Origin of the sequence: Actinopolyspora alba, from assembly GCF_900112765.1 — a bacterium.
Classification (GTDB): Bacteria; Actinomycetota; Actinomycetes; order Mycobacteriales; family Pseudonocardiaceae; genus Actinopolyspora; species Actinopolyspora alba.
Genome location: NZ_FOMZ01000018.1, coordinates 26,421 through 52,148, shown reverse-complemented (window position 1 = coordinate 52,148; position 25,728 = coordinate 26,421). Strand labels below are relative to the sequence as shown.

The following is a 25,728-nucleotide window of genomic DNA, read 5'->3' as shown; positions in this document are numbered from 1 at the left end:
GGCTTGTTCGGAGTCACTTCTTCTTCTCGTCCTCGTCGTCGACGACCTCGGCGTCCACCACGTCCTCAGCGCCGGAGGACTCGGAGGAGCCCGCGGCCTGTCCGGCCTCGTCACCGGCGGCCCCGGCGGCGGCGCTCGCGTCGCCCTCGCTGTAGAGGGCCTGACCCAGCGACTGCGACTCGGTGGCCAGCTTCTCCACCGCCGACTTGATGGCGTCGGAGTCCTCGCCCTTCAGCGCCTCGTTGACCTCGTCGATGGCACCGCGGACCTTCTGCTTGGTCTCGTCGGGCAGCTTCTCGTCGTTGTCGGAGAGGACCTTCTCGGTCTGGTGGACCATCGACTCCGCCTGGTTGCGGGTCTCGGCCTCCTCGCGCTTCTTCTTGTCCTCCTCGGCGTGGGCCTCGGCGTCCTTGACCATCTGGTCGATGTCCTCCTTCGGCAGCGCGGAGCCGCCGGTGATGGTCATCGACTGTTCCTTGCCGGTGCCCTGGTCCTTGGCGTTGACGTGCACGATGCCGTTGGCGTCGATGTCGAAGGTGACCTCGATCTGCGGCACGCCACGCGGCGCGGGCGGCAGGCCGGTCAGCTCGAACATGCCGAGCTTCTTGTTCTCCGCGGCCATCTCGCGCTCGCCCTGGAAGACCTGGATCTGCACCGAGGGCTGGTTGTCATCGGCGGTGGTGAAGGTCTCCGAGCGCTTCGTCGGGATGGTGGTGTTGCGCTCGATCAGCTTGGTCATGATGCCGCCCTTGGTCTCGATGCCCAGGGACAGCGGGGTGACGTCGAGCAGCAGCACGTCCTTGACGTCGCCACGCAGCACACCGGCCTGCAGCCCGGCGCCGACCGCGACGACCTCGTCCGGGTTGACGCCCTTGTTCGGCTCCTGGCCGCCGGTCAGCTCCTTGACCAGGTTGGTGACGGCGGGCATGCGGGTGGAACCACCCACCAGCACCACGTGGTCGATGTCGCCGACCTTGATGCCCGCGTCACGCAGCACGGACTCGAACGGCTTGCGCGTGCGCTCCAGCAGGTCCGAGGTGATCCGCTCGAACTCGGCCCTGGTCAGGGTCTCGTCGAGGAACAGCGGGTTCTTGTCCGCGTCGACGGTGATGTAGGGCAGGTTGATGTTGCTCTGCGCGGAGCTGGACAGCTCGATCTTGGCCTTCTCGGCGGCTTCCTTGATCCGCTGCAGCGCCATCTTGTCCTTGGTCAGGTCGATGCCGTTGGCGCTCTTGAACTTCTCGACCAGCCACTCGACGATGCGCTCGTCCCAGTCGTCACCGCCCAGGTGGTTGTCACCACTGGTGGCGCGGACCTCGACCACGCCCTCGCCGATCTCGAGCAGGGACACGTCGAAGGTGCCGCCACCGAGGTCGAAGACCAGGATGCGCTGTTCCTTCTCGCCCTTGTCCAGACCGTAGGCCAGCGCGGCCGCGGTCGGCTCGTTGACGATGCGGAGCACGTCCAGTCCGGCGATCTGGCCCGCTTCCTTGGTGGCCTGCCGCTGGGCGTCCTCGAAGTACGCCGGAACGGTGATGACCGCCTCGGTGACGTCCTCGCCGAGGTAAGCCTCGGCGTCCCGCTTGAGCTTCATCAGCACACGCGCGCTGATCTCCTGCGGGGTGTACTCCTTGTCATCGATGGTGGTCTTCCAGTCGGTGCCCATGTGACGCTTGACCGACCGGATGGTGCGGTCGACGTTGGTCACCGCCTGGTTCTTGGCGGGCTGCCCCGTGAGCACCTCGCCGTTCTTCGCGAACGCGACGACCGAAGGCGTCGTGCGCGCACCCTCGGAGTTGGCGATGACCGTGGACTCACCGCCCTCCAGGACGGAAACGACGGAGTTTGTCGTCCCGAGGTCGATACCGACCGCTCGCCCCATTGAAGTCTCCTCCAGCGTATTGGTTCTCTGCTTAGGACTTATAACTCCTGAGCCCTACTGACTCAAGTAGTACTCGAACCGAATCCGATCCGTCAAACCGGCTTTGAGTCGTAGCGGCTCAAGGTTCCTGCCCGGACAACGCGTGACCAGCCACGAGTGTTCCCGATGACCCCGTCGCGAAGGGTGTGATTCGTGTCGCCGGGGCGGCTCTCGTGGCGGCCCCGCATCCGGGGCGGCAGGAACACCGGGCGCGCTCCCGCGTTTCCGACGAGTCGACGAGCCGGCGCCGGACGGGCCGACGGGCACTCGCCTGCCCGCGGCGTCGAGGGGACCGCACCGGACCGGCCGCGTCCGGGGAATTCCCGGCTACCGGGGCGGGCAATCGCTTCCCGGGAGCACGCGGTCGGCCCCCGAGAACACGCGGGCGCTCCGGGAAGAACGAGCGCCCCCAGGAAGAAACAGTCCCTCCGGCAAGGAGCGAGTGGGGTTACGGCGAGTCGGCTCGCTCAGGAGCTCTCGACCTCGATGGAGCCGCTGCCCGTGGACAACCGCAGCGAGCGCTCGGCGTCGGCGTCCCGGGGCACCTCGATGTCGGTGGAACCGCTGCCGGTGTCGGCACGGACGCTGTAGCCGTTCGCGGGGACGGTGAGCTCGATGCTCCCGGAGCCGGTGTCGGCACGCACCGAACGCGGATCGGACAGCTCCAGCGAGATCCCGCCCGAGCTGGTCCGCGTCGTGACGTCGGCGGAGTCGATGCCCTCCCCCTCTATCCGGCCGCTGCCGGTCGAGACGTTGAGCGGGCCGCCGATGTCGGTGAGCTCGATACCACCGGAGCCGGTCTCGGCACGCACCTTCCCGTCGATGCCGCGCAGCTCCAGCGCCCCCGAACCCACGCGCACGTCGGTGGCGGACATCCCGGTGACCTCCAGCGAACCGGAACCGAGTCCGCCGGTCACCGGAACGCGTCGGGGCAGCGTCACCTCGTACTCGACGTCACAGCCCCAGCCGCAATCGGTGTCGAGCACGAGCCTGCCGTCCTCGACCCGGTAGTTCGTCTCGGAGCTCCGCCCCCAGCCGCCCCACCAGCCGTCGCGTTCCTCGCGGACCCTCGGTTCGGCACCGGCCTCGTAGCTGATCTCCACCGCGTCCGGGCCCGAACGCAGCTCCACGGCCGACACCCCGGAGGGCGAACCGGTCCGGGTGTCCGAAGGCCCTCCCCAGGCGAGCACGGCTCCACCCAGCAGGACCAGCACGGCGCCACCCACCGCGAGTCCCGTGCGCATCGTCATCACTCCGATCTCGAGAGATTGGATCTCAGGGGGCTTGCCCGGTCACCCGACGAGGTCAAGTTACCGCCGACGGCGGCGGCACGGTATCGGTGATTTACCCGGAACGGTCCCGGAGACTCCGAAAGTGCGAATCCGGGGCACCCACCCGTCCGAGCCCGGAGCGATTCCGGACTCGGACGGACAGCGGAGCCCGTGGGGCGGGGTGCGCCGGAACCCCGTTCGAGAGGCAACCATTAGAATCGTTCCCGGAGGCCATACGCCGTATTGAGGATGCCTGATGTTGCGCGTCGCCGTCCCGAACAAGGGATCGCTGCACGGTCCGACCACCCAGCTACTCGAGGAGGCGGGCTACCGGCTTCATCGCGAGCATCGCGCCCTGTTCGCCGAGGACAGGGGCAACAACGTGCGATTCATCTTCTGGCGGGCCAGCGACATCGCGCGCAACGTGGGCGCCGGGGTGCTCGACGTCGGTATCACCGGGCAGGACCTGCTGGCGGGCGCGGGCACGGCGGAGAGCACCACCGAACTGCTGCGGCTCGGCTTCGGCAGCTCCCGGTTCTACTTCGCGGTCGCCAACGACGGTCCGATCACCTCGGTTCCCGAGCTGGACGGTAAGCGGGTGGCCACCTCGTTCCCGAAACTCGCCGAACAGGCGGCGGCACGGCACGGCATCCGCATCGAGCCGGTCGAACTGGACGGTGCCGTGGAGACCGCCGTGGAGCTCGGGCTGGCCGAGGCGATCGCCGACGTGGTCGAGACGGGCTCCTCGCTGCGCGCTGCGGGGCTGACCACCCTCGGCGAACCGATCCTGCGCTCGCAGGCCGTGCTCGTTCGCGGCGCGGGTGCCTCCCTCGGTGAGGAGCGCGAGCACGCCGTCGAGGTGCTGGGGCAGCGGCTGCGGGGTGTGCTCGACGCCCGTTCCTACGTGGTGATGGACTACAACTGTCCGGATTCGGCACTGGAGACGGCGACGGCGATCACGCCGGGCAAGGAGTCTCCCACCATCTCCAGTCTCACCGAGCCCGGCTGGGTAGCGGTACGGGCGATGGTGCCCAGGGCGGACGTGCAGGACGTGATGGACAAGCTCGCCGAGGTGGGGGCCACCGAGATCCTGGTGACGCGGCTGGAAGCCTGCAGGCTCTGAGCCGACTTCGTCGACTCGGTTCGCGGGGTTTCGCCGCCGTGGCGGGCCTCCTCGGTTCTCATCCAGGGGCGTCCTCCGTTGAGTGGTGACAGTGACCGTCAACGCTCGGAGACCAGGTGGGCCAGCACCGGGCGGAACTCCTCGGGACCGGGCGGTTCCTCGGCGATCAGGGCCTGCATCAGCAGCCCGTCGATGGCGGCGGGCAGCGCGCGTACCGCGCCGGTGTCGCTCGTTCCGGTGTCGTGCACGTATCCGGTGGCCACCTCGATCCAGCGGCGGGCGGCCGGGCGCAGCGCGGGCCTGCGCGCGGCGAGCAGGTAGAGCTCGTACTCGGCCAGTGTCCGGCCGCGCTGCTCCCGGACCATGCGGGAGAGCATCTCGGCGGTGGCGGTGACCCACCCTTCGGGGTCGTCGACCACTTGTTCGGCGAGTTCGCGCAGCTCGGCGATCATCGTCTCGCAGCTCTCCAGCAGGGCCGCGATCAGCACCCCGTCGATGCTCTCGAAGTAGTAGACGACCGAAGCCGGCGGCACGGCCGCCTCCCGCGCGATGTTGCGGTGGCTGACTCCCGCGATGCCGTCCCGTTCGATCACGCGCAGGGTGGCGTCGATGATGGCCCTGCGTCTGCGTTCCCCCTTGGCGCGACGCCCGTCGGAGTGCTCGGTCGGATTGCCGTCGTGGGTCAATGCGCGCCTCCCGCCTCCAGCGCGACCACACCACCGATGATCAGCAGGATCCCCGCGATCTGGGTCAGGGTCATGGTCTCGTTCAGGAACAACGCACCGATCAGCACCACGAGTGCCACTCCCGCTGCCGACCAGATGGCGTAGGCGACCCCGACGGGGATGCCCATCTTGAGCACGTTCGCCAGCGCCACGAACGCGGAGCCGTACCCGAGCACCACCAGCACCAGGGGAAGCGGCCTGCTCAGCCCGTCGACGAACCGCAGCGATATGGTGCCGATCACTTCCGACAGGATCGCCGCCACCAACACGATGTAGGCCAACTGACCTCCGAACTCCAGTACGGATCGTCGCGGCTACCGCGAACCGTCCGAAATTTGAACGACTGTACTACTTCTTTAATGTACCGCCGCCGATCCGGAGTGTCGATGTGTCCGCTCAGCGCTGCCGACCACCGCGCTCGTCCTCGCCGGAGCCGAAGATCATCGAGGACAGCAGGATCACGGCCCAGATGCCCATCGGGAAGATCGGCCAGAAGAAGTTGGGGCCACCGGACGCGATCGAGGTGATCAGCCAGATACCGACGAGCACGAAGGAGGTCCCCGCCCAGTCCCGCCACTCGGCGCTCCGGCTCCGCGGCCGCCCGCGTTTCCGCTCGACCGGTCGCTCGCCCTCCTCCTCGGCTTCCGGGGCTGCCGAGCGCGTCTGTCGGGCGGGTTCGGAGGGGATCGGAAGATCCCGCGTCAGCGGTTCCAGCTCGGCGCGGGTCACCGCGGCGTATGCCTGCCCGACCCGTTCGTCGAACTCGGATATGTCGAGCCTGCCCTCGTTCATCGCGAGGCGCAGCCGCTCGGCGACCGCCTCCCGCTCGGCGTCCGAGGCGCGCACTTCCCGTTCGTTCGGGCCGCTCGCATCCGGGCCACTCGCTGCTGGGCCGGACATCACGCCTCCCGACTGGCCGTTCCCGAGGTCTCACCACGCGGCGCGATGTTCACGCCCCGGCGCGGTATCCGAAAAGGATACCGAAGTACCGGTCACGCCGGGACCGTTTCACCACAACGGCGACACCGGACCGCACCGCGATGGTTCCGACTGGATCGATCAAAGTCGGCTTCAGGCCACGAGAGTGGCGAAAATCGCACCCGCCATGACCTCGATCCATCCGGGCTCGACAACGCCGTCGCGCCGCCCCCGCGGCCTCGATCGGCACGCCCCCGAGGAGCGGCAAAGAATCAGACATACCCGCGCTGCGCAGCGCGAACAGCACAGCGTAGCGTTCTGTTACGCTTCCCCGGATTCCGCGCTGACGGCAGGCGGACGACCCCACGCCCGGCTAGTCTTTCGTGTCGCCGTCTCGCACAATCACCGACTGTTCCCACCACGAGCGACGCCCCTATGGTTACCGGCGAGTAATAGAGGCTAAGCTCAGCGTCCAAACCCGCGAACAGGAGGCCACGAGCATGGTAGCCCTGCAGCTCGTCCTGGGCCTGATCTGTCTTGCCGTGACCGCGGTCGCGGTGGTCATGGTGGTCAGGACCGTTCGACGGATGGTGCGATCCATCCGGCTCGGACAACCGGATCCGAACCGCAAGGGGCCGTTCGGCACCCGATTCTCCAACATGCTCAAGGAAGTCCTCGGGCACACCAGGATGCTCAAGTGGAGCCACGTGGGAGTGGCCCACTGGTTCGTCATGCTGGGCTTCGGCGGACTCAGCCTGAGCGTGCTGGTCGCCTACGGCGAAGTCTTCCACGCCCCGTTCGAGATCCCGTGGCTGGGATCGTTCGGCCCCTGGAACCTGATCGTCGAGATCCTGGGCGTGACCACCATCCTCGGCGGCATCTGGCTCAGCGCCATACGCCAGCTCAACCACCCGCGCCGCGCGGGCAGGGTCTCCCGGTTCGCGGGCTCCAACTTCTGGCAGGCCTACTTCGTCGAAGCCGTGGTGGTGCTGGAAGGCGTGGGCATCATGGGCCTGCGCTCGTTCAAGGTCTCCTCCGACCTGTTCCACGCCCCGGTGTGGTCGGCACCGGTGAGCTTCGCGCTGGGCAGCATACTGCCCGCCAGCGCGTTCGCGGTCTCGCTGTTCGCCGCGTTCAAGATCCTCTCGGCGATGATCTGGGTCATCGTCATCGCCTCGAACATCACCATGGGCGTGGCCTGGCACCGGTTCACCGCGTTCTTCAACATCTACTTCAAGCGCGATCCCGAGCGCACCGCGCTGGGCGCGCTGAAGCCGATGATGAGCAACGGCGCCCCGATCGACTTCGAGGAGGCCGAACCGGACAGCGACACCTTCGGTGCCGGTCAGGTGGAGGACTTTTCCTGGAAGGGCTGGCTGGACTTCACCACCTGCACCGAGTGCGGGCGTTGCCAGTCGCAGTGCCCGGCTTGGAACACGGCCAAGCCGCTGTCGCCGAAGATGCTGATCACCAGCCTGCGCGACCACGCCTACGCCAAGGCGCCCTACCTGCTGGAGGGCGGCAAGAAGAACCCCATGACCGGTGAGGAGGCAGGCATCACCGGTGACGACGCGGACGAGCGACTGGGCAAGATCGACGCCCTCGCGCTGGCCGAGTCGGAGAAACCGCTGGTGGGCGGCCCCGAGGAAGCCGGGATCATCGACCCCGAGGTGCTGTGGGCCTGCACCAGCTGCGGCGCCTGCGTCGAGCAGTGCCCGGTGGACATCGAGCACGTCGACCACATCGTCGACATGCGGCGTTACCAGGTGATGATCGAGTCGAACTTCCCCACCGAGCTGGGCGGGATGTTCAAGAACCTGGAGAACAAGGGCAACCCGTGGGGCCAGAACAACAAGGACCGGCTGGCCTGGGCCAAGGACCTCGACTTCGAGGTCCCGGTCTTCGACGGTGAACTCGAAGAGGACGTCGAGTACCTGTTCTGGGTCGGTTGCGCGGGCGCGTTCGAGGACCGCGCGAAGAAGACCACGCAGGCGGTCGCCGAACTACTGCACATCGCGGGCGTGAAGTACACCGTGCTCGGCCCGGACGAGGGCTGCACCGGTGACCCGGCGCGCCGCGCGGGCAACGAGTTCCTGTTCCAGACGCTGGCCGAGCAGAACGTGGAAACGCTGAACTCGGTGTTCGAGAACCGCGAGCCCGGCAAGCGCAAGATCGTCGCGACCTGCGCGCACTGCTTCAACAGCCTGGCCAACGAGTACGGCCAGCTGGGCGGCAACTACGAGGTGGTGCACCACACGCAGCTGCTCAACCGGCTGGTGCGGGAGAAGCGGCTGGTCCCGGTGGCCCCGGTCACCGAGGACGTCACCTACCACGACCCGTGCTACATCGGCAGGCACAACAAGGTCTACGAACCGCCGCGTGACCTGGTCAACGCCTCGGGCGCCTCGTTCCGCGAGATGCCCCGCCACGCCGACCGCGCGATGTGCTGCGGCGCGGGCGGCGCCCGGATGTGGATGGAGGAGCGCACCGGCAAGCGGATCAACCTCGACCGGGTGGACGAGGCACTGGGCACCGCGTCGTCGAAGGTCGCCACCGGCTGCCCGTTCTGCAAGGTCATGCTCACCGACGGGATGACCACGCGGCAGAACGAGCAGGTGGCCTCGGAGAACGTCGAGGTCGTCGACGTGGCGCAGCTGCTGCTGCAGTCGGTCAAGCGCGGCACCGACGGTGACGGTTCCGGCGGTGACGGGGCCCAGGACTCGGACGGCGTCGCGGCGAGCGCCGAGTCCAGCGGCTGACCGAGGCCGTAGTCCCCTCACGGGGTGGCGTTCCCCGCGCGGGCCCGAGTTCCCGGCCACCCGAGTTCCCGGCCAGAGGCTTTCGTTCGACGAACGGGGCCGGATTCCCATTCGGGAGTCCGGCCCCGCTTTGTGCCCGGCTCCGCTTCCTCTCCGGTCCCGTACCGCGCGGCCCCTGTGCCGTCCGACACCGTTCGGCGGAGCAGCACCGCCCCTCCCCACGTACATTTCGCGAGAAATCGACGCCGCCCCGAGGTCGGCCGAACCACTCCGCACCACCCGCGCGGCGATTTCGCGAGAAATCGACAGCTCGGTCACTCCGGAACGGCGGTGAGCACCAGCGGGGTGTCGACGCCCTGGCAGGCACTGAGATCCGCCAGGAAACCACCGAGCCAGCCCAGGGCGTCCAGCGACCACTCGGCGAGGGTGCCGTGGAAGGTCGTCCGGTGCAGCGACGGCCCGTTCCAGAGGTGATCCCCGAACGGAGGCCGCAAGGCCAACGGCTCGTGACCCTCAGGTGAGTGCGTCCGACACACGAACACTTCCTGGTTCTGTCGGTTGATCCGCTCCCGGATCCCGGACACGGCCTCGGGCAGGTAGGGCTCCTGCCCGCTGTCCAGCGTGACCCGCACCGGAAGACCGGTTCGCGGAGCACCGCTCAGGAACCAGTCGGCGGTGAACAGCGAGGGCGGCATCCGGGAAGCGGCTGGATCGAGACATTGAACTGGCAGCAGCAGCTGTACCGCTCGCAGCCGCAGCGTCCCGATCCGTGCCACCGCGTCACCGACGCAGCGCAGGAAGGGCTGCACAGGTATCGGTCGTTCTTCGGTCAGCGGTCGCACCCCCACCTGGACCCACGCGGCCAGCGGCACCTCGGGGTCGGAGAGCGGGTGCTCGAGTCCGGCATCGTTCATGCCCCACAGGCCCGTGGCTCCGACCTGTCTCACATCCGTGAGCTGCCCGGTGGCGGTCTTCCGGGCACTCGTACCGACATCGTCCAGCCACCCCATGGCTTTTGACCTGGCGTGGAACAAGGCGTAGAGATCCTGCTCCGCGTCGGGCTCCCGCCAAGGGTGCGGTTCGAGCTCGCCGTACAGCGCGACGAACACGGTTCCCACCGGACCGCGGCTGTCGGGTGCCACTCCGGGACTCGGTTCTTCACCGCTGTCAGTCAATCGGCTCCCTCAGTCATGGACTCGACAGTCCACATCGGCCTGCTTGGTGGAGACCCCGGGATTGTCGACTTCCCAGTTCACGTCGACGTCAACGTGAGCACGCCACGAGGTTCTCGCGAAGGAGTCGCAGCGTTCGCGGACGTTGAGCCACCTGCTACTACTACGACCTGGTTTCTGGTTATCGTTGGTGTTGCACGCCTTCCGTCGCCACGTGTGATCGGTATACCACTCGTAAAGACACGCGGTGACCGTTGCCCTGTCGTTGTCGCAGTCGCCCTGGTACCACCACGCGTGAGCTGATACATCGGAACGGTTCCCCGAAACGTGCGGATTGTCGGAGTCGGCCACTGGATTACACCCGGCAGGCGTCTCGGCGGGAGCGCCATCCCCGGCCGCGAGCGTTTCGGCCTTCGCACCGGATCTCGGCGAACTCGCCCCGACATCGCGTGGTGCGACGGCGGGCACGGCCTCGGGATCGATCGCCTGCTGGAGCTTCGTTTTGATGACCTTCGGAGGAAGGTCGGGCTCGTCGGTGCTGTTCGCCGTCGAACCGGGCACCGGAGCCGCATCCGGTGTCCGCTCGACGGTTGGTGACGGTACGGCCGCCATCGCCGGAGACGTGAGCAAACCGGTGAGAGCGACCGTCGAGACCAGTACGGTGCTCCACCGCCGAGGCGCAGTGGACACGCCGGATGTTCGCCGCGGGAGTGGACGTCGTTCGTGGTGCATGTTCGATCCTCCGAAACACGAATCGCCGGGAAGGACAGCACACGGTTGGAATCTCGTCGCCGGTCGGGAAACTCCGCCCGTTCGACAGAGCTGCTCCAGATTGCCGTGCGAAACAGCACCACCGCTATTCACTGATCGTGTAAGAAGAACGCCGAATCGTATGCTGGCGGCGCCGACGAAAAACAGTCTCGCTGTCGCCTCGGGAGCCACTTACGAGCATCGGACGCACCGGTCGCGCGGCCCGGCGTGCCGCACATTTCGCGAGAAATCGACCACGAGCACCGGAGGTGTCGGTAGCGTCTCCCATGGTGGCGCCGGGTGACCGCTCCCCGAGGCGGTTCCAGCGGTCCGGATCACGACGCGGTGGACCGGACACCGGATCCGTGCCGGAGACCCTGTGGGACCCCGAGCTCGCGGCGGCCGTGCGGGAGCACGGGGTGGCCGTCCCCGAGGAGCGGGTGGCCGAGACGTTGCTGGACGAGCTGGCGGGAAAAGCCGCGTCGCTGCCGCCCTCCCCGATGGGGTGAAAGATCGTCGCGATACCCCACACCGTCGACCGCTCGCGGCAGGCTCGAGGTATGAGTACCGTGGTGGCCGAAGGGGTGATACCTGTGGCCGCACCTGCCCGCGACACCGGCGCGTTCGACCCACTCGTCGAGCTGCGCGGCGTGTGGACCCCCGATCTCGCCGACCGGTACCTGCCGATTCCCGGAATGCCACCGGTGAAGTACGAGTGCCAGGACGGACACCTGATCGTGAGCCCCTACGAAGGTTCGGCCAACACATACGCCGCTTACCGAATGCTTACCCTCATGGAACCCCCGGCCAGAGAATTGGGGTGCCGAGTTTACCCGACGCTGAACGTTCAGCTGGGCATCAATCGCTGGATCCAGCCCGATTTCGCGGTTCTGAACGAACCCGCGCGGGGACGGATATGGATACCTGGCACTCGGGCGCTACTCGTCGGCGAGTGCGTCTCGCCGTCCAGCCGCGTGGCCGACCGGATCGACAAACCCGCCATGTGCGCCGAGGCGGGCATCGAGTACTTCATGCGGGTGGAGGTCTCCTACACCAAGAACCACGCCGAGATCACACTGCTCCGGCTCGGTGACCACGGCGACTACGAGGTGCACGCCAAGGCGCTGGCAGGCGACACCCTCGAGACGCGGGAGCCGTTCCCGCTCCGGTTCGATCCCGCCGAACTACTGGAGGACTGAGGCGGCGACCGAAAGAACCCGTCGTCACGAACCCGTCGCCGCTGCGGTTCTCAGCGCAGTGGTTCAAAACGCAGTGATTCTCAGCGCAGGCTGGCGAGGAAGGACGCCCAGGCGCGCTGATCGAAGGCGAGCACCGCGCCGTCCGGCATCTTGGAGTCCCGCACCGCCACGGCTGGCCCCGCGAAGGCGACCTCGACGCAAGCATTGTTGCTTCCACCGCCGCTGCGGCTGCTCTTGCGCCACGTCACAGCTGCGGGTTCCGGGAAGGCAACCTCCACACAAGCGTCGTTGCTTCCGCCACCGCTGCGGCTGCTCTTCCGCCACCGCACCGCGGAGAGGTCCAACGCGTACATAGCGCCCCGCTTCGGCAATCGCGTCACTGGAGTTCGGCAGCGGCCCGTTCGATCAACCTCATCGACTGTTCGGCAGGCAAGGCTTGGGCGAACAGCCGCTCGAATACCACCCTAGCCTGTTGGACCTCCCTGGCCTTCTCCACGTGGACCGACCCCACGGGGTGGGAGACGAACAGTACGTCGTTGTCTTCGGGCTCCGGGAAATCCAGAACGATGAACGCACCTTCCAGACCCAGATGCCAGCCGGTTGACTTGGGCAGTATCCGCAGTTCCACCCGATCCAGCTGAACCACTTCGAGCAGATGGCGAAGTTGATCGCGCATCACCTGTGGGCCGCCAATCGCGCGTTCCAGCGCGGCCTGGTCCACCAGCGCGTTCAGTTCCAGCGGATGCTCGGGATCGGTCAACCGATGCTGCCTGATCAGCCGCACTGAAACATCATTTTCCACGCTCTGCGAACCCGACGAGAAGCTGTCCGACTCGAAGATCGCCCGCATGTACTCCTCGGTCTGCAGCAGTCCGGGGATGTACATCAACGAGAGCTCCTGGACAGCACACGCCTCGGTCTCCAGGTCCACGTAGCCGCGATCCTCCACGCCGTAGGCCCGCCACCAGCCGCGTTCCCTGGCGGCTCTGGCCAGGTCCAGCAATTCGGGGTCCCGGATGTCGTAGAGGTCCATCATGGATCTGGCCTCGTGCACCGAGGTGATCACATCGCCGTTCTCCTTGCGGCTCAGCGCGCTGGTGGACATGTCCAGCTCGCAGGCCGCGTGCTCCTGAGTCAGCCCGGCCCGCTCCCGCAGATACCGGATCCTGCGTGCGAGCCTGCGGCGCCGAAACGTGGGGCTGGTGCGAACCACCGCAAAAGACCTCCCCGACAACGGTCGTGACCCACACCATGATCCCAGCGGGAATCCGTGATCGGGATTCCCGCATCCGGTGATCCCGATGCACGGCCTCCCGGTGGGCGATTCCCGTTCGGACAGTGGTCGATGAAACGGCTGACTCTCGAGGAGGTTCACGTGATCCCGAACGTTTTCGGCCTCGCCCGGCAGGACGACACCGGTACGCCCGACCCGGATTCGGTGCTGCTGTGGGGAATGGAAACCGCCGAGGGCGCGATCCTGTACTGGCAGGAGGGCGGTCGCAGCCAGTTCGCGGTGTTCGAGAACGCCGATCGCGCGGCCGAACGGTTCGGCCCGCTGTTCGACCTGGTGCTCTACCGGCCGTGACTACCACCCCACCGCCCGACGATTTCGCGAGAAATCGACACCCGGGCCGCACAGCGTCGTCGGCGACCGAGCTCAGGCGTCCCGGTCCACCGCCGCCGTGTGCCGCAGGATCGCCTCGGCCAGCGGTTCGAGCACCGCGCCGCTGAGCGCGTGCCCCATGCCGGGAACGGTGATCCGGTGGCTGCCCGCGATCACCGTCTCCAGGTGCTCGGCGTGCGGTGGTGGGTTGACCGGATCCTCCGGAGCCTCCACGACCAGGGTGGGGGTCGTGACCGAAGCCAATTCCGCCGCACGGTCGAGGCCTCCGACCTCGGCCCGGGCGTGTGCGGTGTCGGCGAGGTGGGTTCCGGCGTGTTCGGCCAGCCGCTGTTCGAGGGCTCGGAACTCCTCGGGGTCGAACGGCAGGACGTCACCGTTGAGCATCCGCCAGTGCTCGACGCGCCAGGCGAGCTCCTCGGCCGGTTCGCGTTCCTCGCCCATTCGTTCCCACAGACTCAGGATTCGGGGGTCGGGGCCGGGCAGCTCGCCGGATTCGGACGCTACTCCGCCGAGCGCGGAGGTCGCGAACACGGTCGCGCTGCGCAGCCGCTCCGGGTGGTCTAGCAGCAACAACTGGGCCAGGACGCCGCCCAGCGACATGCCCACCACGTGTGCGCTGTCGATATCGAGAGCGTCGAGCACCGCCACCGCGTCCTCCGCCAGATCCGCGATCGCGTACGGAGCGGCGTCGAAGGCCCGCGACGATCTCCCGGTGTCGCGGTGGTCGTAGCGGATCACCCGGTACCGGGTCGCCAACGATTCCACGAACGACTCGGGCCAGGCCATGCCGCTGTAGTTCGCCCCCATGATCAGCAGCAGCGGCGGGGCATCCGCGTCACCCCGCTCCTCCATCCAGAGCTCGTAGTCCGGGCCGACCGTCACCGTGTGCCGCACGGTCGAAAACCTACGGAGCTGCGTCGGGGCTGTCCACTGAATTTCCACGTCTTGCCGGGGATTCGGGGGCGAACGGCGACGATGAAATCACGGGCCATGAGGCGAAGCGGTAGAGAACGGACGAACACGCGGGGCTGAGCCGCGTCGCGGAGTCCACCCGCGGATACGAAGCGAGGGGCGTCGTGCGGCACGACGCCCCTCCCGGTGATGCACCGAAGCGGACAGCCCCTACCGGAGCGAGGGCCGGCGGGAGATCCCGCCGGCCGAGTACTCCGTAGGTCGAGCGGCTGACCTCGATCAGCTGGTGCCCATCTCCTCCAGGGAACGCCCCTTCGTCTCCTTGAGGTAGCGCACCACGAAGAACAGCGAGATCAGCGCGAACGCCGCGTAGATGAAGTAGGTGACCGGCAGGTTCCAGGCCTGCATGCTCGGGAAGGTCACCGTGACCACCCAGTTGGCGATCCAGTTGGTCGCCGTGCCGAGGGCCAGCGCGGCGGCGCGGATGCGCGACGGGAACATCTCGCCGAGCAGCACCCACATCACGACACCCCAGGATGCCGCGAAGAAGAACACGAAGGCACTCGCCGAAACCAGCGCGAGGGCACCCCACTCGAAGGGCAGCGTGGTCTCGCCGTCGACGACGTTGGCGTAGCTGAACGCCCAGCCGGTCAGCGCGAGCGCGATGGTCATGCCCAGGGAGCCGACGACCAGCAGCGGCTTGCGGCCGATCTTGTCGACCAGCGCGATCGCGACGATCGTACCGATGATGTTCACGATGGAGGTGAACAGACTCAGCAGCAGCGAGTTGCTCTCCTCGACGCCCACGGACTGCCACAGCGTGGAGGAGTAGTAGAAGATCACGTTGATGCCGACGAACTGCTGCAGCGCGGCGATCGCCATACCCACCCAGACGATGGGCAGCACGCCGAACTTGCCGCGCAGGTCGCTGAGCCTGGTCTTGCGCTCGCCACCGAGCGCGTTCCGGATCTCCTCGATCTTGGTGTCCGCGTCCTCGGACTCGATGCGCTGCAACACCCCACGAGCCTGGTCGATCCTGCCCGCGCGGACGAGGAATCGCGGGGATTCCGGGATGACCGAGGCGAGCACGAGATAGATCAACGCGGGAACGGCCTCGACGGCCAGCATCCACTGCCAGGTGTCCAGCGGGCCGAGCTGAGCCGAGGCACTGCCGCCCGCCGAGGCGGCGAGCGCGTAGTTGACCAGCTGGGAAACCGCGATACCCAGCACGATCGCGAGTTGTTGTAGCGAACCGAGCCTGCCGCGATACGCGGCGGGCGCGACCTCCGCGATGTACGCGGGGCCGATCATCGAGGCGATACCGACGGCGACACCGCCGACTATTCGCCACCAGGCGAGGTCCCAGACCGTGAAGGGCAGCGCCGAACCGATGGCGCTGATGATGAACAACACGGCCGCCACCTGCATCACCCTGGTGCGCCCGATCCGGTCGGCTATGCCACCGGCTATGGCCGCACCGAGTGCCGATCCGAGCAGCGCCGCGGCGACGGTGACACCGGTCAGTGCCGCGCCAACGCCGAAGTTCTCCTGGATGGCTCCCACCGCACCGTTGATGACCGAGGTGTCATAGCCGAACAGGAAGCCTCCCAGGGCTGCCGCCCCGGCAATCATCACCACGTGCGCAAGGTGATCGGTGGAACGACCTCTCGTCTGATCTACCGACATCGAAGTACTCCTGTGCCCCCGATCGCCGATGTGCCATGTCGCACATCGCTCGTTAACGACGGGTTACGCGACAACGTAAGTCACATTCGGCCCGCTTGACTTCCACGATTCAGCGTGACGCTCGCCACTGTGACGGGTTCAGATGCGCACCGTTTCTGAATCGAAGCGAGCTGCGTCTGACCTGGTAACGAAAGGGTCTCGATCGGGATCAGCGGCTGGTGTCGGCCCTGCCGAAGTTGAGATGCGCGCGCGAGGGCGTGGGGCCGCGCTGGTTCTGGTACCGGGAACCGGCCGCCTTGCTGCCGTAGGGGTGTTCGGCCGGGCTGGAGAGGCGGAACAGGCAGAGCTGGCCGATCTTCATACCCGGCCAGAGGGTGATGGGCAGGTTCGCGACGTTGGACAGCTCCAGCGTGATGTGCCCGCTGAAGCCGGGGTCGATGAACCCGGCGGTGGAGTGGGTGAGCAGGCCGAGCCTGCCCAGGGAGGACTTGCCCTCCAGGCGGCCAGCCAGGTCGTCGGGGAGGCGGACCGTCTCGTAGGTGGAGCCGAGCACGAACTCGCCCGGGTGGAGGACGAACGCGTCGTCGTCGGAGTGCTCGACCAGCGAGGTCAGGTCGTCCTGCTGTCGCGAGGGGTCGATGTGGGTGTACTTGGAATTGTCGAAGACCCGGAAGAACCGGTCCAGCCGGACGTCGATGCTCGACGGCTGGATCAGCGAGTCGTCGAACGGGTCGAGTTCGAGGCGGCCCTCGTCGAGCTCTTTACGCAGGTCGCGGTCACTGAGCAACACGGAAACAGCGTATCGGGTGGGCGGGTGAACATCGCCGTTGGCCGCCGTGCTAGGCTTGATTACGTCGCATTGAGGGCGATGCGGGTGTAGTTCAATGGCAGAACATCAGCTTCCCAAGCTGAGAACGCGGGTTCGATCCCCGTCACCCGCTCCAACAGAGTTTTAGCAGCGCAGAAGGGGCGCTCCCGATCGTTCGGGAGCGCCCCTTCTGTATCGCGTGGACCGTCGCGGGCCACGCACGGGCCATTAACCGTCCGAGTCGTCGTCCTCGTTTTCCTCATCGGGTTCCGGCTCTGAACGACCTTCGCGGTACTCGCGACCACGCCGCTATCTCCTGTTTCCGGCGAGCATCACCACAACATGCTCTGCGCCGCCGCGTGAACCACGAACAATCAGTCACCCTCTTAGGCCGTGTCTCATGTGGTGCTGTTGTGGGTGACATGATCGTGGTTGAGGTGGATCGGTTGTCGTAGCGGTTGGTGCCGGATCAGCTGTGGGAGTTCGTCCGTTGATTCCGGGGTTTGGGCAACGTCCGCAGGGTGGCGGGACGGCTCCGACGGATGATCGGACGGTGTTGACCGCGATCGTTGATCCGTGCTGACCAGCGGATGTGCATAGCGAGACCTACCGCCGTCGTTCGGTGTCATGGTGCCCACGGGGCACCGTCGGTTTCAGCAATGGACCCAGGCCGGACTGTGGCGTCGACTGCACCAAGCGATGTTGGACGAGCTCGGTTCCCGGGGTGAGACCGAGTGGGCTCGCGGTGGTCGATGCGGCCACGGTGCGCGCCAAAAGGGGGATCGATAACTGGGCCCAGCCCTGTGGACCGAGGCAAGTCCGGCTCAAAATCCATCTGCTGACCGACCGCAACGAACTGTCGTTGGCCGTCGGCGTCTGGGCCGCCAACACGTACGACAGTCACGGGCTCATCCCTCTCGTGCTGGCCATCCCCGCCAACGGTCCCGTCGCAGACCTCGCCGATTTCGCCCGGCCAAGCTGCACGCCGACAAAGCCACGGCTACCGCACATTACGCAGATGGCTCCGCGATCTAGGAATCACTCCCCGCATCGCCCGTCGCGACCTCGACACCAGCGACACACTCGGCCACCACCGATGAGTCGTCGAGCGCAGCTTCTCCTGATTATCCGGCTACCGTCGTCTCACCACCCGATACGACCGCACAGCCACTCACTTCGCTCTCTTTCTCACTCTCACCGCAGCACTGACCTGCTACAAACACACCACATGCGACGCCCTTTTAGCCGAGTTCTCAAGGTTGACCTTACCTGAAATATCTTCATATACACACTCTGTGTGTGCACTCAGCTGATACTATCGGAGTTCGCGGACTCAACCGCAAGACTAGTAATAGGTCCTTCCTTCGATTGTAGTTCTAACCAACACTCAACTTCTAGCGTCCGCACTACAGGTGAGAGACCATCAGAATAACTCTTAAACTCAGCTGCGATTTGCACTAATGCTAAGCACTCGTCGCCCATCTCGTATGATTTCTTTGTTTTCGTGAAATTAACTGACTCAAGGCTCCATGATGCGGCATCTGAAACCGACGAATCATCGAATTCATCAACATTCACCGTCCCTCTATGCTGCAGTAGATCCAACCTAAGAACCCCTTCAAGGATCGCCTCCCTAACATCTTCTAGCGCATCTACGCTAGGCCTATAATCAAACGGGGAAGCTATACTTTCGAGCAAGCTTTCTATGCCCGTGAAGTAATGAAAATAGCTTGGACGCTCTAGATCCTTTAAAAGTTCTGTATCGATAGACTTCTTATCCGGGCCAGCAAAATCATTTACGTTCGATGATACAAAGTATGTTTCGTCACCATGAGAATTCGCATTGTGGCGCGCGACTATTAGCCAGATAGCTGCGTCACGAGCTCCCTTTCCCTTGTGAGCAGGCGGTTTCCGGAATATTTCCCTCCATAAAGCTGTTACCGCGATATCTGACGAAAGGGGAAGCACCCTGAATTTCGCTTCAAGCTCTCGCCGCCATTCATTGGCGGCATCGACAGCGTCCGGCACATACATCGGTTCCAAATCAAAATACTTGCTGGCTTCGATAGATGCCTGACGAATCTTACTGATAGCAGCATCAGCCAATTCTTCCCTCTTTGCCGTGCTTTCATCCACCACGACCTCAGGCAAGCAGACTTCCATCCCTTTCGCCGAAGCGATACGCAATAGAGCCGAAGTGAGAGCCCCCATGAGAGGATTCTTCTGAGGAAGAACACACGTATCAAGTATTATCATTGGCATCGCCCAGCCAGTCGAGTCGATTCTCAATCTGCTCTGCTATTTCAATGAACGATTCGTAGGTGTCGCGCGCACGGGTGAATTGTGCGCCACGGGCCTCAGATCCACTTAGTTCAAATACTGCACGATGGGTGCGCTGAGCAATTGGAATCAAACTCGAAAGATTCTTCACCTCGCCAATCTTGCTCGGATCTCCAGGAACACGAATACCAGCGTCAGCCAATTTTCCCTTGATTCCACTGTCATACTCACCCGGAATTCTTTCAATCCATCGCCTATACGCAGCCGCAGGCGCTTCTCGGTAGACCGCAAATTGTTGACTAATATAGCCTAAAGGCGACGGTTGACCAGCCGGCAAATCGTAAGGGAACTGCAATTTCCTTTTCTTGACCAAGTCGAGCGCTGTCTCCCATTCTTGAACCCAACGCGAAGAGCTCTTTCCTACGCTAGGTAGAGCCGTAAGGGAAAACAGATCCGGAGCAAGCGGAACAACAAAACCATCTGAGGAAAGGATCGTTATACGATTGAGCGCACCGACGTTCGGACCGAGATCTACAAAAGCATAATCAGCATTAACCTGATCGCCCGCATCGTGAATCAAACGGTGGATAGTTGTCGAGACCTGGAAGCCGCGCATGTTTCCTGCGAGTGCTTCCGTCCACCCCTGAGGGCAGATCTCTTCAAATTCACTAATGTTGATGTCGCCCGGCAGTATCCAAGCATTGTCGCGAATCTGGTAGGGCGACGGACTTGCGAAGCTACCCGTCCCATGAATTACCGGAAGGAGGCAGTTATAAACTGACTGTTCTTCCTCTAGTATCTTCTCAATCTGAGTGGAAGGTATGGCCGCGCTTGTCAAGTTCGCTTGAGCATCGAGATCGACAAATATAACACGCTTCCCCAGTGAGGCCAGCGCGATACCAATATTGAATAGCAGCGTCGTTTTTCCAACGCCACCCTTGTGGTTAAAGAATGGTACAACTCTCACGTTTCCCCCGTCGGCTGAAGATCGAGCACGCAATCATCATACATCGCTGAAATGGCTGGCACTATAGTTGAGGGGACTTTTAAGAAGGACGGACATAAGAGGTTAGCCAGTCGTATCGTCCGAACCTCCAGAGGTGTCGTCCTCGTCGGGTTCCAGTTCTGAACGGCCTTCGCGGTACTCGGTGACCATCCCGCTGACGCGATCGGCGATCTGCCGGTCCGCCTCGCTCGTGGCCCGCTGGTAGATCAGCGCCGCCCGCATGTCGTCGTGGCCCATGCGAGCCATCAGCTCCTTGGTCGAGGCGCCCGAGCGAGCGGCGAAGTGGTTACCGGTGTGCCGGAGATCGTGGAAGTGCAGCCCCGGCACACCGAGCTTGTCCACTGTGGCTCGCCAGTTCACGAGCTGGTTGAAGTTGCCCCGCCGCAGCGCGGCCCCTCGCGGACCGGTGAACACCAGCGAGTCCGGGCTCTGTCCGACGTAGGCCTCCAGGTGCCTCAACACTTCCGCTCGGATCGCCTCCGGAACCGTCACGGTGCGAGCGCCCGCGCGGGACTTCGGCGGTCCGACCGTGAGCCCCTCGCCCCGCACCTCCGTGTGCGTCACCGACACCCGCACCCAACTGGCGTCCTCGGCGATGTCCTTGCGACGCAGCGCCGAGACCTCACCCCACCGCAGCGTGCAGAACGCCGCCAGCAGCACCAGCGCCCGGAACCGATCGTACGACATCCGGTTCGCCAGGTCGAAGACCTGCGCCACGGTGAGCACCGGCCGTTCGGCGGCGTTCTCCTGATCGGCGCCCCGGATGCGGCAGGGATTGCGCGAGAGGATCCGGTCCTCCTCGACCACCGTGTTCAGCACCGACCGCAGCAGCCGGTACGATTTGGCGACCATCGTTGCCGAAACTCCGCCCGAGAGCCGATCGGCCCGCCAGCTCCTGACCATCGTCGTCAAGGCGCGCCGCCTGCGGCGACACGCACTCCGGTACAGCTTGACATGGCGCTTGCGCGTACGGCTTGGCGGCCGTTCCCGCCAGCACCCCGGAGACGACGGGAGACGGCGCACTGAGCCATAGCCACGTCATGCGTCGTGCTGTGCCGCAACTGTAAATATCGGACTCGCAGGTGAGCCGTTGACCACATGTTCACCCAAAATATTTATTCTACTTGTCCAAAACCTTGCCTAACCACGAGGATCAACTGCTCGAAGCATCCGCACTATACTCTCAAGATGATTTAGTTCTTCTGGATTCAATGGATCAGGATTGAAATGCATAAGGTCGTTTCGTATCAAACGCACCCTACGCAGTCGATCCATGAACAGTTCATGATCTAAGGGCCAATCTAGATATTCCCAGTTTTCGAACACGGCAAGCAAACGCTCATAATTACCGAGAGTCATATCCGCAGCGGAGGTCATCTTGTTTTTGAGATGCTTTGGCACAAATTCTTTCAAAGTATCACTGGAAAACACTTCGTCAACGCGACGACGGAGTCTGCGCTCAACCTCTTCAACCAGAAGGAAAGGTTGCGCAAGATTCCGAAACTGGCTTGTCAGGTCAGCTGCCGTGACAATACCAGTAATTTTCTTATCGGAATCGCACACAAAAACATACCCACTTCGATAAATTTCGTCGACTTGACTCAGCAGGTCTTCGTTATGTGCAACTTCTCGAGCGTTCTCCATTACCTGTTCTACAAGCGTAGCGGAGCGAGATATTTTAGCTTTTCCGATAGACTCCCAGCTTACAGCTCCATGCAGTTTTCCTTTATCATCGATAACTGCAACCTGTGAATAATTGTCAGCAATCATGGCTGTCATTGCCATGGAAAGACTGTCTTTCGGATAAACCGCAGCAACACCTTTGTTTGCAGGTTCAAGCATCCCGATTCTCCAAGTTATCGCCGGAAAATCCGACGCATCTCGTACATCCTGCGGAACCTGGTCTCGTGTTTCGTTTTCTGCTTCGCCGGGCTCCTGCCCTACGGGCAGTATTTCAATTTCGTTGTCTATCCATTCCTCAGTAAACGGGGGGCGCGTAGTCAACCCAGATTCAATAAGATCGGACTCGATTTGATCAACATTCAACGAGCTACGCCGTGCAAATCCCCACACTTTCAACAACTCACGAACCGTAAGAAGGAAAGGTTCTTTCTGGTCGCTTTTATCAACTTTTTCGACAAGCTCGCGAAGGGTCCTTACACCTTGCTGGGGCATCTCTTCTTGCGTTGGACCAGGATCAATGCCATGATCAGCTATGTACGCGATTCTTCGAGCAGCTCCGTATCGCTGCAGACGACACACTGTCATAAGAGATCCCATGCTATCCAACAAGTCTTGCTGGATAGCGGTCCTCGAAATTTCAGTTCTTATCCACTTCACTGCCCTTAGATGACGAAAACCCGGCTCCCTTTCTGCGTCATAGTAATATGAACCGTATATTTTTCCGATCGCCACTTTAGAACTGGTTTTCATAGGCAAGACCACAAGATCTCCGATTTCTATTTCGGAGAGTATCCGCCATAGCTGTCCCGTCCAGTTTGAAACAGTACCTTTGCTCTGCTCCGGGTAACTCTCTCGCAGTTTCTCTCGAAGTTGTTCCTTTGTAGCACAGTGCGATATATCGTCTACTTCATCCCACCCAGCTATAAGAATCCCTTCACGGAGAGCAGATTCTTCGCGTTCACCATCGCGCCCTCCACGAACCAACCAAGCGGCTGCAAAATCGTGTTCATTAGCCTCCCCAGCGGGCCGCATAACTTAGTCCCCTCATCGCTGATCGTTTCCGATCGATACCGTACCGGCATATATCAACTCTATGGGCAGTTCGGCCGAAAATTCACGGCTGCCGAGAGAGTGGGACACACTTGCCGTTAGAGACGGCTATTCGCGTCCACTGGCGATCGGGCTCGAGTCATCTTGCGCCGCAGGACATCAGCCATGCGCAAGCGTGGGTGTCGGATTCATGAGCTGAGAAAGCGGACTCGATCCCATCATCCAATCAGCTGTCGAGACCCCACACTGAGTGACAGGGGCAGTGCGAGTAGGGAGCTGCAGGCGCCGCGTCCCTTCGAGCCGAGCACGGCTCAGCCGTAGTCGGCGAACAGGAGTCCGTTCGCGCCGTCGACCGTCATGAAGCCGCCGTAGGGGACGATCCACTGTGGTCTGGTGTGTCCGAAGGGCGGGCCGACCACGACGACCGCGTCCGGGTTGTAGGCGTGCACCACGGAAATCGCGGTGTCGCGCTGCTTCGCTCGGTTCTCCCGCCGCTGCTCGGCCGTGGGACGCACGGTGAAGTTCGAGGTCGGCGGTCGGGCGACGACTACCGCATCAACCGCACGCAGAATCCCGCGTTCCCCGAGGGAACGAAGGATCCAGCCGAACTCCCGTGCGGGGATCAATTCCTCCGATGTCTCCAAAAGCAGCACACCCCCGTCGAGTACGGCCGGATCAACCGGAAAACGACCGGCGGTGAGCAGCCACTGCAGCACCTCGACACACCCACCCCACGTCCTGCCGGTGCGGGATTCGGCAGGACCGGCCCAGGTCCAGGGCTCGGTGGCCTCGCGTTCGCCGAATTCGCCGAGCGCGCGGGGATCGTTCCAGTCGTGCCCGATGTCCTCGGACTCGCCCGGCTCGGTGAGCTCGATTCGTTCACCGGTGAGCAGCGCGGCCCGCAGGGACCGCTCGTGGACCGGATCGACGTGCGGCCCCGGCCCCAGCTGAACCTGGGTCGAACCGCCGTAGTAGCCGGGCACCCCGAGCGTCCAGAGCCGATTCAGCAGGTTCGTGTTGTCGCTGTACCCGAGGAAGGGTTTGGGATCGTTGGCGACGAGTTCGGCGTCCAGGTGCGACACGACCGTGATCTGGTCCTCCCCACCACTCGTGGTCAGCACCGCTCGGATCTCCGGGTCGGCGAAGGCAGCGTTGAGGTCCGCCGCGCGTTCGCGCGCGGTGGCGTCGAGCTTCCGAGTGGTCGGAAACTCGACGGGCGCGAGACCCGTGATGTCCCGCAGCCGTCGCAACGCCTGCTCGTGCACGGCGGAACCTACTGCGGGAGCCGCGAAGGACGGCGACAGCACAGCGATCCTGTCGCCGGGCATGGCCTTCGGGGGCTGGACGAACTCCATGTGACCAACTCTAGGAGTACTGTCACCTCGTTTCCGCCGGAGGTGACTCGGGTACGCATCAGGACGAGTCGATCAGCCTGACTGAGTACGCTTTCCTTACCGATGCAGCCGTACTGTCACCGGTCCACGAGGTAGCCAGGAGGTCATCAGCGGACAAGTCACCGAGATCGGCTGATCGTTCGCGGCAGTTGTCGGCCGGGTTCCGTCCGGAGAAACCATCCTGCGGATACGAAAATCAGGGTACCGACGAAGGTGATCAGGTAGGCGTTCCCGTAAACCACCTCGAATCCGTGCCAAGGCGGAAACGTACTGATACCGAGGACAGGGAAGTGGCTGTCGAGCCCCAGGATGATGTGCACCGGCCACGCGAAAGTCAGCACTCCCAGTACAGCGCACACCGATTTCGGCGCGTACAGCAATGCCAGAATCGTGAGAGGACCGAGCCATACCCAGTGGTGGCTCCACGAGAACGGCGACACAGCGGTCATGGTGAGCCCGCACAAGGTCAACCCGAGCAGAACCTCGCCTCGGTTGTGTACCGCTGTCGCCAAGGCCAGACCGACGACGACTGCGATACCGGCCAGACCGAGCCACAACAGCACCCGAAGATCCCCACCTCCCAGAATTCGAGCTACCGCACCGTTGATCGACAGGTTTCCCTGCCCGGCGGTGGCACCGAACCTGGAGTTGTCGGCGAAAACTCCCGACCAGTAACGCAACGAATCTTGCGGGGCGACCAGAAACCCAAGCCCGATCGTCGCCGCCGTCGCTCCTGCCGCACGAGCGGCCATGCCGAATCGCCGCGTGCACACCAGGTACACGATGAACAGTCCGGGCGTGAGTTTGATCCCCGTCGCGATACCAACGGAAACTCCAGCACTCCGGTGCTCACCGACAAGATCGAAGAGAATAATGGCCAACAACAACAGATTGATCTGACCGAGCCACATCGTCCACGTCAGCGGCTCCACCAAGAACACCAATGCGACGACGGCAACCGTCGCTCGACGACGTTCGCGAATGCTCGCGGCATTCGCGTGTCTTAGGAACTCGCGAACCACTGTGACGAGCAGGATCATGTGCGCTGGTATGACGAGGGCGCGGCACAGCCACGTCGGCACAAACGCCAGCGGAGTGAAGACTATCGCCGCGAATGGCGGGTAGGTGAACGGATACGCCCCGGTGAGCGCGGGCAGATCGGATTCGTACAGCGGTTCACCGTTGAGCAGGGCGGCGCCACCAGCTCGATACACGGTCACGTCGAGGAAATCCCCCAACACCGGGGTCCCGGTCAGCATCCACTGCAGCAACGTGGGAGCGGCGAACACGGTGAACGCGACTGTCACCACCGCAGGCATATGGCTCGAGAGCCACGAGACGCGGTTGGTTCCCGTTGGTGCTTCTTCCGTGTTCACGAACTTCAAGTCATACACTTTCGCCGCGTGGATGCCGATTACTCAACACGAGCATCCCAATTATGCCACAT

Annotated in this window: 23 protein-coding genes, 1 tRNA gene and 1 pseudogene; 7 read left to right on the top strand and 18 right to left on the bottom strand. The window is 63.9% G+C overall.

Going from position 1 to position 25,728, the window contains the following annotated elements:
• Window positions 1–13: 13 nt before the first annotated feature.
• Both dnaK and BM150_RS22030 read right to left on the bottom strand, forming a co-directional pair.
• Window positions 14–1,882: a molecular chaperone DnaK gene (gene dnaK / locus BM150_RS22035; protein ID WP_092929649.1), complete on the bottom strand. Its 1,869-nt coding sequence runs from the start codon at window positions 1,880–1,882 to the stop codon at window positions 14–16.
• Between the two features lie 506 nt (window positions 1,883–2,388).
• Window positions 2,389–3,171: a DUF4097 family beta strand repeat-containing protein gene (locus BM150_RS22030; RefSeq protein WP_217641844.1), complete on the bottom strand. Its 783-nt coding sequence runs from the start codon at window positions 3,169–3,171 to the stop codon at window positions 2,389–2,391.
• Window positions 3,172–3,448: 277 nt separating this feature from the next.
• Between BM150_RS22030 and hisG the strand changes: the two genes are divergently transcribed.
• Window positions 3,449–4,315: an ATP phosphoribosyltransferase gene (gene hisG, locus BM150_RS22025; protein ID WP_092929647.1), complete on the top strand. Its 867-nt coding sequence runs from the start codon at window positions 3,449–3,451 to the stop codon at window positions 4,313–4,315.
• 98 nt (window positions 4,316–4,413) lie between these two features.
• Here the strand turns inward: hisG and BM150_RS22020 are convergent, their stop codons facing one another.
• From BM150_RS22020 to BM150_RS22010, 3 genes are all read right to left on the bottom strand, one after another.
• Complete coding sequence (locus BM150_RS22020) at window positions 4,414–5,001, bottom strand: TetR/AcrR family transcriptional regulator (RefSeq protein WP_092929645.1); 588 nt, start codon at window positions 4,999–5,001, stop codon at window positions 4,414–4,416.
• A complete protein-coding gene (locus BM150_RS22015; protein ID WP_092929643.1) occupies window positions 4,998–5,321 on the bottom strand; it encodes a DMT family transporter in 324 nt (107 codons plus the stop codon). The genes BM150_RS22020 and BM150_RS22015 overlap by 4 nt, the downstream gene beginning before the upstream one ends.
• Before the next feature lie 115 nt (window positions 5,322–5,436).
• Window positions 5,437–5,940, bottom strand: a complete 504-nt coding sequence (locus BM150_RS22010; protein ID WP_092929641.1) for a DUF1707 domain-containing protein — start codon at window positions 5,938–5,940, stop codon at window positions 5,437–5,439.
• 518 nt (window positions 5,941–6,458) lie between these two features.
• Here BM150_RS22010 and BM150_RS22005 point away from each other — a divergent pair.
• On the top strand, window positions 6,459–8,717 hold the full coding sequence (locus tag BM150_RS22005) for a (Fe-S)-binding protein (RefSeq protein WP_092929639.1): 2,259 nt from the start codon (window positions 6,459–6,461) through the stop codon (window positions 8,715–8,717).
• A 314-nt stretch (window positions 8,718–9,031) separates the two neighbouring features.
• On the opposite strand, the gene BM150_RS22000 is transcribed toward BM150_RS22005, so the two are convergent.
• Both BM150_RS22000 and BM150_RS24590 read right to left on the bottom strand, forming a co-directional pair.
• A complete protein-coding gene (locus tag BM150_RS22000; protein WP_245755674.1) occupies window positions 9,032–9,892 on the bottom strand; it encodes a hypothetical protein in 861 nt (286 codons plus the stop codon).
• A 9-nt stretch (window positions 9,893–9,901) separates the two neighbouring features.
• A complete protein-coding gene (locus BM150_RS24590) occupies window positions 9,902–10,501 on the bottom strand; it encodes a hypothetical protein (protein ID WP_217641842.1) in 600 nt (199 codons plus the stop codon).
• Between the two features lie 425 nt (window positions 10,502–10,926).
• Between BM150_RS24590 and BM150_RS24980 the strand changes: the two genes are divergently transcribed.
• A complete protein-coding gene (locus BM150_RS24980) occupies window positions 10,927–11,148 on the top strand; it encodes a DUF2399 domain-containing protein (RefSeq protein WP_092929635.1) in 222 nt (73 codons plus the stop codon).
• Between the two features lie 51 nt (window positions 11,149–11,199).
• Entirely contained in the window at window positions 11,200–11,838 is a 639-nt protein-coding gene (locus tag BM150_RS21985; RefSeq protein WP_175496972.1) for a Uma2 family endonuclease, read from the top strand.
• Window positions 11,839–11,918: 80 nt separating this feature from the next.
• Here the strand turns inward: BM150_RS21985 and BM150_RS21980 are convergent, their stop codons facing one another.
• Together BM150_RS21980 and BM150_RS21975 are read right to left on the bottom strand one after the other, a co-directional pair.
• Window positions 11,919–12,218: a DUF397 domain-containing protein gene (locus BM150_RS21980; protein WP_342752606.1), complete on the bottom strand. Its 300-nt coding sequence runs from the start codon at window positions 12,216–12,218 to the stop codon at window positions 11,919–11,921.
• Window positions 12,215–13,051, bottom strand: a complete 837-nt coding sequence (locus BM150_RS21975) for a helix-turn-helix domain-containing protein (protein ID WP_092929631.1) — start codon at window positions 13,049–13,051, stop codon at window positions 12,215–12,217. The genes BM150_RS21980 and BM150_RS21975 overlap by 4 nt, the downstream gene beginning before the upstream one ends.
• Before the next feature lie 162 nt (window positions 13,052–13,213).
• On the opposite strand from BM150_RS21975, the gene BM150_RS21970 reads away from it, so the two are divergent.
• Window positions 13,214–13,423: a hypothetical protein gene (locus tag BM150_RS21970; protein ID WP_092929723.1), complete on the top strand. Its 210-nt coding sequence runs from the start codon at window positions 13,214–13,216 to the stop codon at window positions 13,421–13,423.
• A gap of 72 nt (window positions 13,424–13,495) precedes the next feature.
• Here the strand turns inward: BM150_RS21970 and BM150_RS21965 are convergent, their stop codons facing one another.
• The 3 genes from BM150_RS21965 to dcd form a co-directional block, all read right to left on the bottom strand.
• A complete protein-coding gene (locus BM150_RS21965) occupies window positions 13,496–14,356 on the bottom strand; it encodes an alpha/beta fold hydrolase (RefSeq protein WP_092929630.1) in 861 nt (286 codons plus the stop codon).
• 297 nt (window positions 14,357–14,653) lie between these two features.
• Window positions 14,654–16,060, bottom strand: a complete 1,407-nt coding sequence (locus BM150_RS21960) for a sugar porter family MFS transporter (protein ID WP_092929628.1) — start codon at window positions 16,058–16,060, stop codon at window positions 14,654–14,656.
• Between the two features lie 208 nt (window positions 16,061–16,268).
• Window positions 16,269–16,850, bottom strand: a complete 582-nt coding sequence (gene dcd, locus BM150_RS21955) for a dCTP deaminase (RefSeq protein WP_092929626.1) — start codon at window positions 16,848–16,850, stop codon at window positions 16,269–16,271.
• Window positions 16,851–16,930: 80 nt separating this feature from the next.
• Between dcd and BM150_RS21950 the strand changes: the two genes are divergently transcribed.
• Both BM150_RS21950 and BM150_RS25190 read left to right on the top strand, forming a co-directional pair.
• A tRNA-Gly gene (locus BM150_RS21950) sits at window positions 16,931–17,004 on the top strand.
• Between the two features lie 322 nt (window positions 17,005–17,326).
• Window positions 17,327–18,088, top strand: a pseudogene (locus tag BM150_RS25190) (IS5 family transposase); the annotation flags it as partial.
• 85 nt (window positions 18,089–18,173) lie between these two features.
• Here the strand turns inward: BM150_RS25190 and BM150_RS23895 are convergent.
• The 6 genes from BM150_RS23895 to BM150_RS21920 all read right to left on the bottom strand — a co-directional run bounded on the left by BM150_RS23895 (window position 18,174) and on the right by BM150_RS21920 (window position 25,588).
• The gene (locus tag BM150_RS23895) at window positions 18,174–19,079 is read right to left on the bottom strand and encodes a PIN domain-containing protein (protein WP_245755673.1); all 906 of its coding nucleotides are present in this window, start codon (window positions 19,077–19,079) and stop codon (window positions 18,174–18,176) included.
• Window positions 19,080–19,110: 31 nt separating this feature from the next.
• Window positions 19,111–20,115 carry a ParA family protein gene (locus BM150_RS21940; RefSeq protein WP_175496970.1) on the bottom strand — a complete coding sequence of 335 codons (1,005 nt, stop codon included), beginning with the start codon at window positions 20,113–20,115 and terminating at the stop codon, window positions 19,111–19,113.
• 102 nt (window positions 20,116–20,217) lie between these two features.
• Window positions 20,218–21,006 (bottom strand): tyrosine-type recombinase/integrase, encoded by a 789-nt coding sequence (locus BM150_RS21935; RefSeq protein WP_217641839.1) that lies wholly within the window; start codon window positions 21,004–21,006, stop codon window positions 20,218–20,220.
• A gap of 288 nt (window positions 21,007–21,294) precedes the next feature.
• Complete coding sequence (locus BM150_RS21930; RefSeq protein WP_092929620.1) at window positions 21,295–22,869, bottom strand: CBS domain-containing anti-phage protein; 1,575 nt, start codon at window positions 22,867–22,869, stop codon at window positions 21,295–21,297.
• Window positions 22,870–23,198: 329 nt separating this feature from the next.
• Window positions 23,199–24,242, bottom strand: coding sequence for a S66 family peptidase (locus BM150_RS21925; protein ID WP_092929618.1), 1,044 nt, complete (start codon window positions 24,240–24,242; stop codon window positions 23,199–23,201).
• A gap of 158 nt (window positions 24,243–24,400) precedes the next feature.
• On the bottom strand, window positions 24,401–25,588 hold the full coding sequence (locus tag BM150_RS21920; RefSeq protein ID WP_175496969.1) for a glycosyltransferase 87 family protein: 1,188 nt from the start codon (window positions 25,586–25,588) through the stop codon (window positions 24,401–24,403).
• Window positions 25,589–25,728: the final 140 nt, after the last annotated feature.